Origin of the sequence: Streptomyces sp. (genome assembly GCF_035563135.1) — a bacterium.
Classification (GTDB): domain Bacteria; phylum Actinomycetota; class Actinomycetes; order Streptomycetales; family Streptomycetaceae; genus Streptomyces.
On the sequence record NZ_DATMVN010000841.1, the window covers coordinates 1 to 16,068 of the forward strand.

Genomic DNA, 16,068 nt, shown 5'->3' on the forward strand with positions numbered 1-16,068 from the left:
CCCGCGAACACGCCCTGTGCCGCTCTCTCTCCCTCGACCCCGATGTCACCGCTCTGTACTGCGCACCCGGCAACGCCGGAATCGCAGAGGTGGCCGAACTGCACCCGGTCGACGCACTCGACGGTGACGCCGTCGCGCGCCTCGCCACCGAGCTGGGCGCCGGGTTGGTGGTCGTCGGCCCGGAGGCACCGCTTGTCGCCGGTGTCGCCGATGCCGTGCGCGCGGCCGGCATCCCCTGTTTCGGCCCTTCGCGCGAGGCTGCCCAGCTGGAGGGCTCCAAGGCGTTCGCCAAGGACGTCATGGCCGGTGCCAACGTCCCGACCGCCCGTAGCTACGTCTGCACGACGCCCGCGGAGATCGACGAGGCCCTGGACGCCTTCGGCGCCCCGTACGTCGTGAAGGACGACGGTCTCGCGGCAGGCAAGGGTGTCGTCGTCACGGACGACGTCGAAGCTGCGCGTGCCCATGCCCTGGCCTGCGACCGTGTGGTCATCGAGGAGTTCCTCGACGGCCCCGAGGTGAGCCTCTTCGCGATCACCGACGGCACCACGGTGCTGCCCCTGCAGCCCGCCCAGGACTTCAAGCGCGCCCTGGACGGCGACGAGGGCCCGAACACCGGCGGCATGGGTGCGTACTCCCCGCTGCCGTGGGCCGACCCGAAGCTCGTCGACGAGGTCATGCAGACCGTCCTGCAGCCGACCGTCGACGAGCTCCGCCGCCGCGGCACCCCGTTCTCCGGGCTGCTGTACGCGGGCCTCGCCATCACCTCGCGCGGTGTGCGGGTCATCGAGTTCAACGCTCGCTTCGGCGACCCGGAGACGCAGGTGGTCCTGGCCCGGCTGAAGACGCCGCTCGCCGGGATCCTGCTCGGTGCGGCCAACGGCACCCTGGACGTCGTACCCGCGCTGAACTGGCGTGACGACGCCGCCGTGACCGTCGTCATCGCCTCGCACAACTATCCGGGAACGCCCCGCACGGGCGACCCGATCGAGGGCCTCGCCGATGTGGTGGCGGAGGATGCACCTCACGCGTTCGTCCTGCACGCCGGCACCCGGCAGGAAGGCGAGGCGGTCGTCAGCGCCGGAGGACGCGTGCTCTCCGTCACGGCGACGGGCAAGGACCTCGCGCAGGCCCGGGAACGTGCCTACACGGCGGTGGGACGGATCCGGCTCGACGGCTCCCAGCACCGTACGGACATCGCCCGCAAGGCCGCCGAAGAGGCCTGAGGCCCGCTCGTCCCCTGTGCCCGGCCCCTCCACGGAGGCGCCGGGCACAGACGTGTCCGGGGGCGGCCCGCGCCCGGGAACCTCCCCGCATCCGGGACCCCCCCGCGCCCGGGAACCTCCCGGGTACGCGAACCCCCCGGGCATGCGAGCTCCCCGGCCCGGAACGCCGGCGGGAGAGCATGGCCGAACACCGGGGAGCAGGGGCGCGGTATCACCGGATGACGGGGCGCCGATACGTCAGCAGCTTTGCCCAAAGCCATTCCATCGGGTGACGACTCGGCCATCCGGATGACGCCTGCCGGGGCCCCAACTAGGGTGCGGCGCAAGCGTTCCGGCACTTGGCCCACCGGCATTGCGATGTCGGTGGCGGGTGCCACAGTGGGGGAGTGACCAACACCGTCGCGGGGGCAGAGGGGGTGACGTCCAGTCGTGTCCGGTACCGGTTCGGTTGAGGAACTGGGTGCGCACGCAGCGCGGGCCAGGGCTGCGGCTCTGCTGCGCATCCGCAGCGGAGCCACAGCCCTGGCGATCCTGCCGGCGGGCGCGGCCGTCGTGCTGCTGACCGCGGTCGCCCAAGGGCGCATCGGCCCAGGGGTGTGGTCCACGGTCAGCTGGGCGGTGGCGGGCTGCGCCGTCGTGGTCCTGCTGCTCGCCTGGGTGGTCGCCGTCGCGGTGGCGCGTGCGAGGCCCGCGGTCAGCCCCACCGTGCCTCTCACCGAGGCCTCGGCACCCGATCTCTACCGGCTGGTCCGGGACCTCGCCGACCGGCTCGACGTCCCCGCGCCGTCGGCCATAGAGCTCACCCCGGACTGCGACAGCTGGCTGGAGGACCGTACACACCCCGCCGCCCGGCCGAGGGCGAAGGGCCCCGGGGGGCCGGCGGAGGCCCGGCGCGGCCGCCGGGAGCCGGCGGCACCCGTGCTGGTGATCGGTTCTCCCTTCCTGTGGTGGATGAGGGTGGCCGAGCTGCGGGCGGTTCTTGCCCCCGTCGTCGCGGGCACCGGGCCGGCCGCGCACCCCGACATAGCCGCCGCCCGCCGTTTCGTCCGCGGACTGGACGCCGTGATCGCCGATGCCGCTGTGCCCGGCAAGGGCTTCGTACGCAGAATCCCCGCGGCCTTCGTGGGATGGATAGCCAGGGCGCTGCTGCGTGGCTGCCGCGGCCACGCGGCAGAGATGGAGCGGTGCGTCGCCGCTGCCGCGTCGGGGCGCGCCCAGGGGGTGGACCAGGGGCTGCGGATCGTCGCCCAGGAGCAGGTGGGTCTGGCCTACGCCGGCTGGGACCGGCTGCTGACCCGGGTGGCGCTGCCGGCCTGGCGGATGGGGCGCTGGCCTTCCCGGCTCGACGCCGGTGTCGTCTCCGCGCTCACGGAGCTCTCGCGGCGCGACCGGCTGGCCGGGGGTTTCACCTCCCGGCTGGGGGAGCGCCCCGCATGCGATCTGATCGAGGAGCCCGGTGCGGCCGACGAGGCGGCCTCGCTGCTGGCCGCCAGGCTCTTCCACGGCGGGCCGGCGGAGACCGGGCCCGGCTGGTCCCCGGTCGACTGGCAGCAGTACCCGGAAGAGGTCGTGGACCGGAAGTGGCGTACGGAGGCGGCACGCCTGCACCGGGTGCTCGATGCCATGGGAGTGGCCACCGGTGTCGCCGTGGGTGCGCCGGACCCTTCGGCCGCCGGCGGTTCCACGGTACCCACGCTGGCGCGTGTGATCGACCACCTCGCCACGCCGGGCGCCGACAGCGAGGCGCTCGCGGCCGGGATCGGCGCCGCCGTCGTCCGCGACGAGGAGAGGGCGGCACCGGGGCGCGGCGCCGGCGGCAGCAGCATCCCGGCGGGCGGTACACCGACGGGGGCCGGCGCCGGCCCCCTCGACCTCTGGGGCCCCGTCCCCCTCCCGCTCTTCCCCCTCCAGCCGCCTCGCACGGGCACCGAGCTGCTCGCCGACCACGTCGTGGCGATGGTCTGCTGTGCCGCCGTGGACACGGCGGGAGCCGCACCGGGGCTCGACTGGCTCGACGGCCCCGCGCTGCTGGTCGACGGCGGGCGCAGGTCGGACCTCGGCGCCCCCGTGCTCAGTCTCGTCGAGGAGGGCGACGCGGAGCCGTTGCTCTCCTGGCTCACCGCGGTGGGAGTGCGCACCGACAAACCCGTACGCCTGGGCTGAAAGGTGCGCCTGGGGCGCCGGGTGACCTGAGTTGCACGGTCGTCCGTCCACTTAGATGGCCAAATATCCTGAATGTCCGCCCCATAACCGGAAGATCGGGCTTCTGGTCCACGAATTCGCAACGAACGGTGACGGAGTGCGTGCGTAATGTGATGTGCTGGGGGTGCGTCGGCATCCGGCGCATTCCGGTGCATCCGGCGCAACAGGCACGTCGGGGGACGAGGGAGGGGAGCGGGATGAGGGCGGAGCAGATCCGGCGATGGGAATCGGGTGCCCTCGCGCATGCCGTGAGCGACCCCTTCGGCCAGGGCCCGCTGCCCTGGTTGCGCGGCAGCGAGAATTACTTCGACGACACCGGCCAGGTCGTCCCCTGGTACGCCGATCCCGAGCTCGGCCGCGGTGGAACCGGCGGCGGCACGCGTACGGCGGACGATGTGCACCAGCAGATCAAGGGGTTCGTGTCCCCCGGGGCCGCGGCGCCCGGGGAGGCGATCGACTTCCACATCACCGTGGACCCGCCCCAGCAGTTCTCCGTCGACATCTACCGCATCGGGCATTACGCGGGTGACGGCGCCGCCAAGATCACCACCAGTCCGCGCCTCTCCGGCATCGTCCAGCCGGCACCGCTGGCCGCCGAGCGGACGGTCTCCTGCCACCACTGGTGGCTGTCCTGGCGGTTGCAGATCCCCAGCTACTGGTCGGTCGGCGCCTACGTCGCCGTGCTCACCACCGCTGACGGACACCGCTCGCACGTCCCCTTCACGGTCCGCGACGAGCACCCGGCCGACCTGCTGCTCCTGCTTCCCGACGTCACCTGGCAGGCCTACAACCTCTATCCGGAGGACGGCCACACGGGTGCGAGCCTCTACCACGCCTGGGACGAGCAGGGCCGGCTGCTGGGCGAGGAGGACGCCGCCGTCACCCTCTCCTTCGACCGCCCGTACGCGGGCGCGGGCCTGCCCCTCCACGTCGGCCACGCCTACGACTTCATCCGCTGGGCCGAGCGTTACGGCTACGACCTGGCGTACGCGGACGCCCGCGACCTGCACGCCGGCCGTGTCGACCCCCGTCGTTACCGGGGCCTGGTCTTCCCCGGTCACGACGAGTACTGGTCGGTGCCGATGCGCCGCACCACCGAGCTGGCCCGGGACACCGGCACCTCGCTCGTCTTCCTCTCGGCCAACACCATGTACTGGCAGGTGGGTCTCGGCCCGTCCCCTTCCGGCGTCCCCGACCGCCTGCTCACCTGCCGCAAGCGCCGCGGCCCGGGGAAGTCCGCGCTGTGGCGTGAGATCGACCGCCCCGAGCAGCAGCTGCTCGGCATCCAGTACGCGGGCCGGGTCCCCGATCCCCACCCGATGGTCGTGCGGAACGCCGGCCACTGGCTCTGGGAAGCCACCGGTGCGGGCGAGGGCGACGAGATCGACGGGCTGGTCGCCGGTGAGGCCGACCGCTACTTCCCGCGTACGGCGCTGCCCGAGCATGAGCGGCGCATGCTGCTGGCGCATTCGCCGTACGCGGACAGCGACGGGGCCACCCGGCACCAGGAGACCTCGCTGTACCGCGCTCCGTCGGGCGCGCTCGTCTTCGCCTCGGGCACCTTCGCGTGGTCCCCGGCCCTGGACCGGCCCGGCCATGTCGACTCCCGCATCCAGCGGGCCACGGCCAATCTGCTCGACCGGATCTGCAAGCGGGACTGAGGAGCGGAACCCGCCCGCCCGGTCTGCGCCCGGGAAGCGGAACCCGATCACCCACCCGGTCTGCGTCCGGGTCCGGGAGGCGGAACCCGGTCACCCACCCGGTCTGCGTCCGGGTCCGGGAAGCGGAACCCGGTCACCGGGCCGTGTGAGAGCCCGGCAGCCGGACGTGGCGCGGAGCCCGGCACCGGTTCCTCCACCGCATCGCCCTGTCCACGGATCGACCCCTGGCGCCGCAGGCCCTCCGCATGCGGGACAATCGGAACGACTCCTGGATCAACCTACGCGGAGGCAGCGTGTCCGGTTTCGTAGAAAAGCCCGAGCCCGTGCAGGTGCCGGGACTCACCCACCTGCACACCGGCAAGGTGCGCGACCTGTACCGGAACGAGGCGGGCGACCTCGTGATGGTCGCCAGCGACCGCATGTCCGCGTACGACTGGGTCCTGCCCACCGAGATCCCGGACAAGGGCCGCGTGCTCACCCAGCTGTCGCTGTGGTGGTTCGACCAGCTCGCCGATCTCGTCCCCAACCACGTGCTGTCGACGGAACTCCCCGCCGGAGCTCCCGCCGACTGGGCCGGCCGGACCCTGATCTGCCGTTCGCTGCGGATGGTCCAGGTCGAGTGCGTGGCGCGCGGATATCTGACGGGCTCCGGCCTGACCGAGTACGACGCGACCCGTACGGTGTGCGGCCTCGGCCTGCCCGAGGGCCTCGTCGACGGCTCCGAGCTCCCGGGGCCGATCTTCACCCCGGCCACGAAGGCCGCGGTCGGCGATCACGACGAGAACGTCCCGTACGAGGAGGTCGCCCGCGAGGTCGGCCCCGAGACGGCGGCTCTGCTGCGCCGGACGACGCTGGACGTCTACGGCCGTGCCCGGGACATCGCCCGTGAGCGCGGGATCATCCTCGCCGACACGAAGTTCGAGTTCGGCTTCGCGCCCGCCGCGGACGGTGGTGAGGAGCTGATCCTCGCCGACGAGGTGCTGACACCCGACTCCTCGCGCTTCTGGCCGGCCGAGTCCTGGGAGCCGGGCAGGGCGCAGCCTTCGTACGACAAGCAGTTCGTGCGTGACTGGCTGACCTCCCCGGCCTCCGGCTGGGACCGGCACAGCGAGCAGCCGCCCCCGCCGCTGCCGCAGGACATCGTCGACGCGACCCGGGCCAAGTACCTGGACGCGTACGAGCTCCTGACGGGTATGAACTGGCCGGCCCGGGGGGTGTGACGGCAGAAGGCCCCGGTCACGAGGACCGGGGCCTTCTTGTGTGGAGCGAACGACGAGGTTCGAACTCGCGACCTCAACCTTGGCAAGGTTGCGCTCTACCAGCTGAGCTACGTTCGCATGCGCCGCAGCGCGCTGCTTACTATACCCAACCTCTCTCCCGTGCGAGACGCACTGCCGCATGACGGTTCTCCGCCCCGAGTGTGGAGACGGCAGCCGACAGGCAGTTGCGCACGGTGCCCTGCGACAGCGACGCCCGCTCCGCGATCTCCGCGACCGGCGCCCCGTCCGCCGCCAGCTCCAGCACCTCGGCCTCCCGCGGGGTCAGCGGGGAGCCGCCGGCGGAGATCGCGTCGGCCGCCAACTCCGGGTCCACATAGTGGTTTCCCGCGTGCACGGTCCGGATGATCCCGGCCGGCCGCCGGGCGCTGACCGTCTTCGGAACGAACGCCCGGACACCCGCCTCCAGGGTCCGCTCCAGGTTCCCCGGCCTGCCGTGACTCGTCACGATCATGGTGCGGCAACCGGGCAGTGCGGTTCGCAGCGCTGTGGCGACCTTCACACCGTCCGCGCCCGGCATCTCCAGGTCCAGGACGGCCACATCGGGCCGGTGGGCCAGGGCCATCGCGAGTGCTTCCGGCCCGGTCGCCGCCTCGGCGACCAGGACGATGTCGTCCTCCAGCGCGAGGAGGGCGGCCAACGCGCCCCGGATCAGGTGCTCGTCGTCGGCGAGCAGGACTCGGACGGCGGTCGGTGGAGTGGTCGTCTTTTCTCCGGCGGGGAAGGCGCGGTATGCCGTGGTGAGGGCAGTGGGACAGCCGCGGTCAGCTGGAACAGGCCCTCGCCCACCGGCCCCGCCTCCAGCGAACCGCCGACCGAGGCCAGCCGTTCCCGGAGTCCGTGCAGCCCTGAGCCACCGCCGGGGACCACGGTCCCGTCCGGCGTCACCCCGTCGTTCTCCACCACCAGCCGTACCCCGCCCGGTACGTTCTCCAGCCGGATGTCACAACGCTGGGGATCGCCGTGACGCAGGACGTTGGTGGCCGCCTCGCGCACGGCCCAGCCGAGCGCCGACCGCACCGGTGCGGGAAGCTGCCCGCCGTCGCCATGGACGGCGCACTCGATCCCGGCCGCCCGCAGAACCCCCTGGGCCCCCAGCAGTTCCGTACCGAGATCGGCTTCCCGGTATCCCCGCACGACGTCGCGGACCTCCTGCTGGGAGGCGCGTGCGATGCGCTGCACCTCGACCATCTGGTCCATCGCCGCGGCCTTTCCGCGCTGTCCCAGCTCGACCGCGAGCTCGCTCTTCAGCGCGATCACCGCCAGATTCCGGCCCAGGACGTCATGCATGTCCCGCCCGAACCGCAGCCGTTCCTCGGCGACCGCCAGCCGGGTCTCCACGTCCCGGGCGTCGCGGAGCTTCTGCGTGATCCCGAGCGTCCAGGCGGAGAGCCGGACGGTGAGGGAGATCAGCGCGCTGCCGAAGCCCACCCCCGTCAACGTGGTCAGGGCGAAGGGCTCGGTGGCCCCGGCCAGCAGGACGCCGCCACTCATGCCGGCCGCACCGGCCACGATGCACACCCCGGACGCCCACACCGGTACGACGAGGACGAAAGGCGTCATGAACGGCCACACCACCGCACCCAGGGCCAGCTGCAGCTCGGGAAACGTCTCGGTGCCGGCGTACCCGCCGAGTGCCAGCAGGCCTGCCGCGTTCGCGAGGAGCAGGACGGCTGCGAGAACGGGCAGCCGTCTCCCGACGGGCCCACGGCCGAGGTAGCTGTCGAGAGCCCGGGTGACCAGCGGCACCGAGCAGACGCCCTGCGCGATCGCGGCCAGGACCGTACCGGCGATCAGGGCGGTGGGCGCGTCCGAATGCCGCACCGGGCGGGTCACCGACAGGAGCACCACGCACAGGACCATCCCCCAGATCATGGAGTGCATGGACCCGCGCGTGTAGAGATCGATCTTGTCGAACCCCTCGCGCTTCTGCCATCTGCGCACCTGTGCCCGCACCCACACGGCCCCGTCTCCCCCTTCGTCCCCGTGGACCTCAGGCCCCGGCTCCGGCCGGGGGGAAGTCTTCGCTGGTCATGGCCCAAGACTTCCACCGGCCCACGACCGCGAGCAGTGCATGGTGTCATCAATGTTCATGACGAACGTCATACGGGGACAACCAGGAACGCCAAAGGCCCCGATCGAAATCGATCAGGGCCTTTGGAACAAGAGCGGACGACCAGGTTCGAACTGGCGACCTCAACCTTGGCAAGGTTGCGCTCTACCAACTGAGCTACGTCCGCATTGCTGCCACTCGGCTTTCACCGGTGGAGCGCTCACCACTCTACCTGATCCACTTGGTGGCCCGGTAAGGCGGTGCAGAGCGGGTGACAGGAATTGCACACTGCGCCTTCCCCCTGGAAGGGGGATGTTCTACTACTGAACTACACCCGCACGCTGCGTCGGACCCGGCTTTTCGGCCTTGCCCTTCGGCGTGCTCCAGACTCTAGCCGACCTGCAGGGGTGTTGTGCAAGTCGGCTCTCCCGGGTGTCGTTCCGGCTACGGGCGGACACCGGAGCGGAAGGGGGCATTCCGGGCGTAGCCCTCAACTGGCCGCACTGAACGCCTCGTAGACCTTCTTGGGGATCCGGCCGCGGGCCGGCACCTCCATCCGGTGCGAGCGGGCCCAGGCGCGCACGGCCGCGGGGTCCGGCGCGAGCGACGTGTGGTGGTACGCCACGGGAGCTCTGCCGTGCTTGCCGGTATTTGTCTGCTTTCGGCCGGCTGCCACGTACGGCGCCAGCGCCTTCCGCAGTTTCTCTGCATTGGCGGGATTGAGGTCGATCTCGTACGACTTCCCGTCCAGGGCGAAGGTGACCGTTTCCGCCGCTTCTCCCCCGTCGATGTCGTCGGAGAGCGTTACCACTACGCGCTGAGCCACGGATATCGGTCCTTTCCTACGGCATCGTCGCGCCTGACATGCGCTGATGCCGGCCTTCCGGCGGCTGGGCGGATACGGATCGACGGCTGTCGACTGTTCCGGGGCAATGGTGCTTTCCCCGGTATTCATTTGTACAGCGGCAGGAGCCGCATTGTGAAGTCCGGGCAAATGAATCCGCGTGTTGCCTCCGTGGGGCCGCATGCAATCCGGGTGAAGATTTTTTCCCCGGCGTTTCCCCGGGGGTTGTCGCTCCCGATATCTCACCGTGATCAGGCCCACGGCATATCTACCCGCGTAGAATTTCCGGCCAGGTACGCTGAGAGGACCCGCGGGGATCTGGGGAACCCCTCGGAGACACAGCCGCACCACACCACCGGGAGTGCCAGTGGCACGCGTCGTAGTCGACGTCATGCTCAAGCCGGAGATCCTCGACCCGCAGGGACAGGCTGTGCAGCGCGCACTGCCCCGTCTCGGCTTCGACGGAATCGCGGACGTTCGTCAGGGAAAGCGTTTCGAGCTCGAGGTCGAGGGGCCGGTCGACGATGCCGCCCTTGCCCGTATTAACGAGATGGCCGAGACCTTCCTCGCCAACACCGTCATCGAGGACTTCACCGTCAAGGTGGAGGAGGAGAAGTGACCACCCGTATCGGAGTCGTCACTTTTCCCGGCACGCTCGACGACCAGGACAGCCTGCGGGCCGTGCGGATCGCGGGCGCCGAACCCGTATCCCTCTGGCACCGTGACAAGGACCTCCACCAGGTCGACGCGGTGATCCTCGCGGGCGGATTCAGTTACGGCGACTATCTGCGCGCCGGTGCCATCTCGCGCTTCTCGCCGGTGATGGCGACCATCATCGAGCAGGCGAAGGCCGGTCTGCCGGTCCTCGGTATCTGCAACGGCTTCCAGATCCTGACCGAGGCGCACCTGCTGCCCGGCGCGATGCTGCGCAACAACAACCTCCACTTCATCTGCCGCGACCAGAAGCTGCGGGTGGAGAACGCGGACACCGCGTGGACCTCGGCCTACACGGCGGGCCAGGAGATCTCCGTACCGCTGAAGAACGTGGACGGCCGGTACACCGCCGACGAGCGCACGCTCGACGAGCTGGAGGCCGAGGGCCGCGTCGCCTTCCGTTACGCCGACGTCAACCTGAACGGCTCGCTGCGCGACATCGCCGGCATCACCAATGCCGCGGGCAACGTCGTCGGTCTGATGCCGCACCCGGAACACGCCGTCGACCCGCTGGTCGGCACCGGCCGCACCGACGGCCTGGGCATCTTCACCTCGATCATCAAGAAGCTGGTCACCGCATGAGCCTCGACACGGTCAAGCACGCGGCCGAGACCCCGGACGCCGGACAGCCCTGGAAGGAGCTCGGCCTCAAGGAGGACGAGTACGCCCGGATCCGCGAGATCCTGGGCCGCCGCCCCACCGGTGCCGAACTCGCCATGTACTCCGTGATGTGGTCCGAGCACTGCTCGTACAAGAGCAGCAAGGTCCACCTCAAGCAGTTCGGCGAGAAGGTCCCCGCCAACGACGCGATGCTCGTCGGCATCGGCGAGAACGCCGGTGTCGTCGACGTCGGCCAGGGTTACGCGGTCACCTTCAAGGTCGAGTCGCACAACCACCCCTCGTACATCGAGCCCTACCAGGGCGCGGCCACCGGCGTCGGCGGCATCGTCCGCGACATCCTCGCCATGGGCGCCCGTCCGGTCGCGGTCGTGGACCCGCTCCGCTTCGGCGCGGCCGACCACCCCGACACCCGGCGCGTCCTGCCCGGCGTCGTCGCGGGCATCGGCGGCTACGGCAACTGCCTCGGCCTGCCGAACATCGGCGGAGAGGTCGTCTTCGACGCCTGCTACCAGGGCAACCCGCTCGTCAACGCCGGCTGCATCGGCGTGATGAAGCACGAGGACATCCACCTCGCCCAGGCCTCCGGCCCCGGCAACAAGGTGATCCTCTACGGCGCCCGCACCGGTGGCGACGGCATCGGCGGCGTCTCGGTCCTGGCCTCGGAGACCTTCGAGTCGACCGGACCGGCGAAGCGTCCGGCCGTCCAGGTCGGCGACCCGTTCCAGGAGAAGCTCCTCATCGAGTGCACCCTGGAGATCTTCAAGGAGAAGCTCGTCGCGGGCATCCAGGACCTCGGCGGCGCCGGGCTCTCCTGCGCCACGAGCGAGCTGGCCTCCGCGGGTTCCGGCGGCATGCGCGTCGAGCTGGACACCGTGCCGCTGCGCGACTCCTCCCTCTCGCCCGAGGAAATCCTCATGAGCGAGTCGCAGGAGCGCATGTGCGCGATCGTCGAGCCGCAGCACGTGGACCGCTTCATGGAGATCTGCGAGAAGTGGGACGTCATCGCCACCGTCATCGGTGAGGTGACCGAGGGCACCCAGCTGGAGATCTTCTGGCACGGCGAGCAGATCGTGGACGTACCGCCGCGCTCCGTGGCCCATGAGGGCCCGACCTACCAGCGGCCGTACGCCCGGCCCTCCTGGCAGGACGCGCTGCAGGCCGACGACGCCGGCGAGCTGGCCCGTCCGGCGAGCGGCGCGGAGCTGCGCGAGCAGGTCCTCAAGCTGGTCAGCTCCCCGAACCAGGCCTCCAAGTCCTGGATCACCGACCAGTACGACCGCTTCGTCCAGGGCAACACCGTGCTGGCGATGCCCGAGGACGCCGGCATGGTCCGGATCGACGAGGAGTCGAATCTGGGCGTCGCCATGGCGACCGACGGCAACGGCCGCTACGCCAAGCTCGACCCGTACACGGGCGCGCAGCTGGCCCTCGCGGAGTCGTACCGCAACGTCGCCGCGACCGGCGCCAAGCCGCTGGCCATCTCGGACTGCCTGAACTTCGGTTCGCCCGAGGACCCGGACGTGATGTGGCAGTTCGCCGAGGCCACCCGCGGTCTGGCGGACGGCTGCCTGGAGCTGGGCACCCCGGTCACCGGCGGCAACGTGTCGCTGTACAACCAGACCGGGGAGACGGCGATCCACCCGACGCCGGTCGTGGCCGTCCTCGGGGTGATCGACGACGTCACCCGGCGCACGCCGGTCGCCTTCGCCGAAGAGGGCCAGCTGCTGTACCTCCTGGGCGACACCCGCGAGGAGTTCGGCGGCTCGGCCTGGTCCGAGGTCATCCACCAGCACCTCGGCGGGATGCCGCCGAAGGTGGACCTGGGCCGTGAGAAGCTGCTCGGCGAGATCCTGATCTCGGCCTCCCGCGACGGCATGATCGACGCGGCGCACGACCTCTCCGACGGCGGCCTGATCCAGGCGGTCACCGAGTCCTGCCTGCGTGGCGGGAAGGGTGCCCGGCTGGTCGTCCCGGACGGTCTGGACGCCTTCACCTTCCTGTTCTCGGAGTCGGCGGGCCGTGCGGTCGTCTCGATTCCGCGCAGCGAGGAGCTCCGCTTCAACGACATGTGCGGTGCGCGCGGCCTGCCCGCGGTCCGGATCGGTGTCGTGGACGGCGAGGAGATCGAGATCCAGGGCGAGTTCAGCATTCCGCTGAGCGAGCTGCGCACGGCGCACGAGGGGACCCTGGAGGGTCTGTTCGCCTAGGTTCTGCTGTACCGCAGCCCCTGCCCGGGTCCACCGGGCGGGGGCTGCGGTGTGTTTTCCGGATCCTTCGGCGCGTCCGCCGAGCCGCGTGTGCGCTCCCCGCTCAGGGAGCGCCCGGACCTCGACGAAGCGCGCGGGATCCCGCCCGCCCGCAGGGGCGTCGGCGTACCGGCCGGCGGCGGGATCTTCGTCGCCGGCCGGTCGGTGGCGGCTGGTAGCTTGCGGGACGTCACGTGTTGCCGTTGTACGGGGGGCCGGTCATGGACGTCACGAGCGCTGCCGTGCCACCTGGGCACCCGGGGGAGCCGGCCGGGCGCGAGCGCGTGCAGAAGGCCCTGAACGCGCTGTTCTGCCTGGTCGCCGTGGCGGGGATCGGCGTGAGTGTCTGGGCCATCGTCATGCAGGTGGCCGATCTCCGCGCCCGGTCCGAGAGCCGGGAGCGCATCGCAGCGGGGTGCGGCGGCCTCGTCGACCCGGAGCTGGTGCTCGGCCTGAACGGCGGCACCGACCGTGTGGAGCTCTCGGACCGCCACCACGTCTCCACCGCCCGGCGGGTCAGCAACTGCCTCGTGCACCGGGTGGGCGATCCGGGGACGACGTACGGGCACTTCGCCCTGACCCTCACCATGTACCCGGCCGATCCGAAGGCCGACGAGCGCCGGATCGCGCTCGACGACGAGCCCTTCGAACTCCGCCGCGGTGGCGTGGACGACATCACGGCCGCGGCGGACCGGGCCGTGCCGCACCCGCTGGGTGACGGCAGGCTCGGTGAGTACGAGAGCCACATGGTGACGGCCAGGGCCCTGTGCGCGGACGACGGCGCGCTGTCGTCCGTCGAGGCCTCGGCCGTCGCCAAGTACGCCGACGTCGCCCGGCCCGAGGACCGCCGCACGCTCGCCGGTCTGGCGAGGCAGGCGGTGGAACGGGCTGCCGAGGAGCGGGGATGCCGGGCCGGACTGCCCGCGCTGCCCGCCGAGTTCCCCGAGCCGGCGTTCGCCCTCCGCCCGGCGGCCGGGGCCGGCGGCACGTGCGCCTGGTACGGACGTCTCATAGCCGCCGAGGGACGTGGTTCCCTCCCCGACCGTGCGCTCGCCGCGCCGGCCGGGACGGCGAGCGCCCACGACGCCTGCCTGCTCGCGCTCGGCGAGGACGGGACCCGGAGGATCTGGCCCGCCTACGAGAAGACCACCGAGCGCCCGCGGGACCTCGGCACGGTGCTCTCGCTCTCCCCCCTGTGGCTGAGGACTGAGACCCTCGTCGGTGACGGCACCAGAGGCGTGCGGACCGGCTTGCGGGACCGGACCGAGATCCGCCCCGGCACGGCGGGCTCGGACGAGTTCACCTGGTGGGCCTCCTCCGTCTGCGACGGCCGGCCCGCCCTGCACCTGATGCAGGTGTCCTATCCGTACGACCGTATCCTCCGCGACCGGCTGGAGCCCCTGTTCCGGGCCTACGTCGACGACGCCACCGGGCGTCGCGGCTGCACGAGTCCCGTCCTCCCCGAGGCCTCTGACTTCGAGCGGAGCTGAGCTCGCGTGCGGAGGGCGTGCGTTGTCAGCGGCGCCGGTTAGTCTCGCCCGTATGCCCCCGGCGAAGAAGCGCCCGCGCGCCTACGATCTCAACCGGACCCGCACCGCGGTCCTGGCCCAGTTCGACCGTGTCCGGCAGGCGGTGGCCGCCCTGACGGAGGACCAGCTGGCCGGGCCGTCCGGGCTCGGGGAGTGGTCCGTGCGGGAGCTCGCCGTCCACCTCACCATGGCGCTGGGCCGCGTCAGCCATGAGCTGGAGTCACCGGAGCCGCCCGGGACCAAGCCGCAGCTCACCCTGCTGGAGTGGCCGTCCTCCACCGCGGGCATGGCGGAGGACATCGCCGGCGACACCCGGGAACAGGCCGAGGCCCACCCCGGTCTGGGCGCCTTGTACGAGGAGACGGCCGACCGGTTCGGACGACTGGTCCCCGCCGGCGACGGCGACCGGTTGGTGACGACCAGGGCCGGGACGATGCGGCTGGGCGACTTCCTGGTCACCCGCACCGTCGAGCTCGTCGTCCACACCGACGACCTCCACCGGGCGACCGGCCTCGACATCCCGTACGACCGCCAGGCGCTCGCCGCCTGTACCCGGCTGCTCGCCGACGCGCTCGCGGACAAGGCGCCCGGTGGTTCCGTCGAGGTGCGCGTGCCGCCCTTCGCCGTCGTCCAGTGCATCGGCGGGCCCAAGCACACCCGGGGCACGCCGCCGAACGTCGTGGAGACGGACCCGCTCACCTGGATCAGGCTGGCCACCGGGCGTACGCGGTGGGCGGACGCGCTCGAAGCGGCGCAGGTCAGCGCCAGCGGGGAGCGGGCCGACCTCGCCCCGCTGCTTCCCCTGACGGGCTGAGGGGGAACCGGATCGGCTGCTCGATCCGTCCAACGGCCATGCGCACACAACGTATGGCTGTCAGCGTCCTGGCCGTCCTGGCCACCCTCACCCTTGCCGCCTGCGGTACGGAGCCGGGCTCCGGAGCGGGATCCGGGGAGTCCGCGGACTCCGGGGACGGCAGCGGCACCGTACGGGCCGGGCAACCGGTGACCGGTGTCCACTGGACCGTCTCCTCCCTGACCGTCGGGGGGAGGAAGACCACCGCCCCCGCAGGCGCCCATGTCGAGATCGGCCCGGAGGGGAAGGCCACGGGCAGCCTGGGCTGCAACCGCTTCACCGCCGACGCCGCCGTCGAGGGCGACAAGGTGACCGTCGGGCCGGGCACGACCACCGGGATGGGGTGCGAGAAGGAGGTCCAGGAGTTCGAGAAGGCGTTGGGCCGTGCCTTCAGCGGTGAGCTCAAGGCCGCCGTCGCGCAGCGGAGCGACCGCAAGACCCTCACCCTGACCACGGCGCGGGGCGACACCATCGCCCTCGTCTCCGAACCCCCGGCTCCCCTCACCGGCACCGCCTGGAAGGTCACCGGGCTCGTGTCCGGCAGTGTCACCGCCTCCTTGCCCGCCGGTACGGAGAACAAGGCGCACCTCACCTTCGGGAAGGACGGCTCGGTGGAAGGGAGCCTCGGCTGCAACTCCTTCCGCGGCAGGGCCACGGTCTCGGGCTCCACCCTCACCTTCGGCCCGCTCACCTCCACCAGGAAGATGTGCCCGGGCCCCGAGATGGAGCTGGAGCGCGCGTTGAACGGCGTACTGGAGGGGACGACGACGTTCGGGATCGACCACCGCTCGCTGTCGATCGAGGCGAAGAACGGCAAGGGGCTCGAAGCGTCCGCCCCGGCG

The 16,068-nt window shown here is 71.5% G+C and carries 13 protein-coding genes and 3 tRNA genes; 10 read left to right on the plus strand and 6 right to left on the minus strand.

The window, feature by feature from the left end; all coding sequences use genetic code 11:
- The 4 genes from purD to VN520_RS37265 form a co-directional block, all read left to right on the plus strand.
- On the plus strand, window positions 1-1,226 hold a 1,226-nt coding region (gene purD / locus VN520_RS37250; protein ID WP_325751385.1), incomplete at its 5' end, for a phosphoribosylamine--glycine ligase.
- 429 nt (window positions 1,227-1,655) lie between these two features.
- Window positions 1,656-3,389 (plus strand): hypothetical protein, encoded by a 1,734-nt coding sequence (locus VN520_RS37255; RefSeq protein WP_325751386.1) that lies wholly within the window; start codon window positions 1,656-1,658, stop codon window positions 3,387-3,389.
- A 236-nt stretch (window positions 3,390-3,625) separates the two neighbouring features.
- Window positions 3,626-5,089, plus strand: a complete 1,464-nt coding sequence (locus VN520_RS37260) for a N,N-dimethylformamidase beta subunit family domain-containing protein (protein ID WP_325751387.1) — start codon at window positions 3,626-3,628, stop codon at window positions 5,087-5,089.
- A gap of 293 nt (window positions 5,090-5,382) precedes the next feature.
- The gene (locus VN520_RS37265) at window positions 5,383-6,309 is read left to right on the plus strand and encodes a phosphoribosylaminoimidazolesuccinocarboxamide synthase (RefSeq protein ID WP_325751395.1); all 927 of its coding nucleotides are present in this window, start codon (window positions 5,383-5,385) and stop codon (window positions 6,307-6,309) included.
- A gap of 41 nt (window positions 6,310-6,350) precedes the next feature.
- Here VN520_RS37265 and VN520_RS37270 read toward each other — a convergent pair.
- The 6 genes from VN520_RS37270 to VN520_RS37295 form a co-directional block, all read right to left on the minus strand.
- Window positions 6,351-6,426: transfer RNA gene (locus VN520_RS37270), tRNA-Gly, on the minus strand.
- A 22-nt stretch (window positions 6,427-6,448) separates the two neighbouring features.
- On the minus strand, window positions 6,449-7,042 hold the full coding sequence (locus VN520_RS37275; RefSeq protein WP_325751396.1) for a response regulator transcription factor: 594 nt from the start codon (window positions 7,040-7,042) through the stop codon (window positions 6,449-6,451).
- Window positions 7,018-8,328 (minus strand): sensor histidine kinase, encoded by a 1,311-nt coding sequence (locus VN520_RS37280; protein ID WP_325751388.1) that lies wholly within the window; start codon window positions 8,326-8,328, stop codon window positions 7,018-7,020. The genes VN520_RS37275 and VN520_RS37280 overlap by 25 nt, the downstream gene beginning before the upstream one ends.
- A 205-nt stretch (window positions 8,329-8,533) precedes the next feature.
- A tRNA-Gly gene (locus tag VN520_RS37285) sits at window positions 8,534-8,606 on the minus strand.
- A 79-nt stretch (window positions 8,607-8,685) separates the two neighbouring features.
- Window positions 8,686-8,757 (minus strand) — tRNA-Gly (locus tag VN520_RS37290).
- Between the two features lie 152 nt (window positions 8,758-8,909).
- Entirely contained in the window at window positions 8,910-9,245 is a 336-nt protein-coding gene (locus VN520_RS37295; RefSeq protein WP_325751389.1) for an Lsr2 family protein, read from the minus strand.
- A gap of 385 nt (window positions 9,246-9,630) precedes the next feature.
- Here VN520_RS37295 and purS point away from each other — a divergent pair, with 385 nt between their 5' ends.
- From purS to VN520_RS37325, 6 genes are all read left to right on the plus strand, one after another.
- Complete coding sequence (gene purS, locus VN520_RS37300) at window positions 9,631-9,882, plus strand: phosphoribosylformylglycinamidine synthase subunit PurS (RefSeq protein ID WP_033296931.1); 252 nt, start codon at window positions 9,631-9,633, stop codon at window positions 9,880-9,882.
- The gene (gene purQ / locus VN520_RS37305) at window positions 9,879-10,559 is read left to right on the plus strand and encodes a phosphoribosylformylglycinamidine synthase subunit PurQ (RefSeq protein WP_325751390.1); all 681 of its coding nucleotides are present in this window, start codon (window positions 9,879-9,881) and stop codon (window positions 10,557-10,559) included. Before purS ends, purQ begins: the two co-directional genes overlap by 4 nt.
- Window positions 10,556-12,805, plus strand: coding sequence for a phosphoribosylformylglycinamidine synthase subunit PurL (gene purL, locus VN520_RS37310; protein WP_325751391.1), 2,250 nt, complete (start codon window positions 10,556-10,558; stop codon window positions 12,803-12,805). Before purQ ends, purL begins: the two co-directional genes overlap by 4 nt.
- Before the next feature lie 260 nt (window positions 12,806-13,065).
- Complete coding sequence (locus tag VN520_RS37315; protein WP_325751392.1) at window positions 13,066-14,334, plus strand: hypothetical protein; 1,269 nt, start codon at window positions 13,066-13,068, stop codon at window positions 14,332-14,334.
- Window positions 14,335-14,386: 52 nt separating this feature from the next.
- Entirely contained in the window at window positions 14,387-15,187 is an 801-nt protein-coding gene (locus VN520_RS37320) for a maleylpyruvate isomerase family mycothiol-dependent enzyme (protein WP_325751393.1), read from the plus strand.
- Window positions 15,188-15,225: 38 nt separating this feature from the next.
- On the plus strand, window positions 15,226-16,068 hold an 843-nt coding region (locus VN520_RS37325; protein WP_325751394.1), incomplete at its 3' end, for an META domain-containing protein.

Bases quoted from the DNA above. Each gene is read 5' to 3' on its own strand.
- VN520_RS37260 (WP_325751387.1), top strand. From the start codon at position 3,626: ATGAGGGCGGAGCAGATCCGGCGATGGGAATCGGGTGCCCTCGCGCAT.
- purL (WP_325751391.1), top strand. From the start codon at position 10,556: ATGAGCCTCGACACGGTCAAGCACGCGGCCGAGACCCCGGACGCCGGA.
- VN520_RS37315 (WP_325751392.1), top strand. From the start codon at position 13,066: ATGGACGTCACGAGCGCTGCCGTGCCACCTGGGCACCCGGGGGAGCCG.
- VN520_RS37320 (WP_325751393.1), top strand. From the start codon at position 14,387: ATGCCCCCGGCGAAGAAGCGCCCGCGCGCCTACGATCTCAACCGGACC.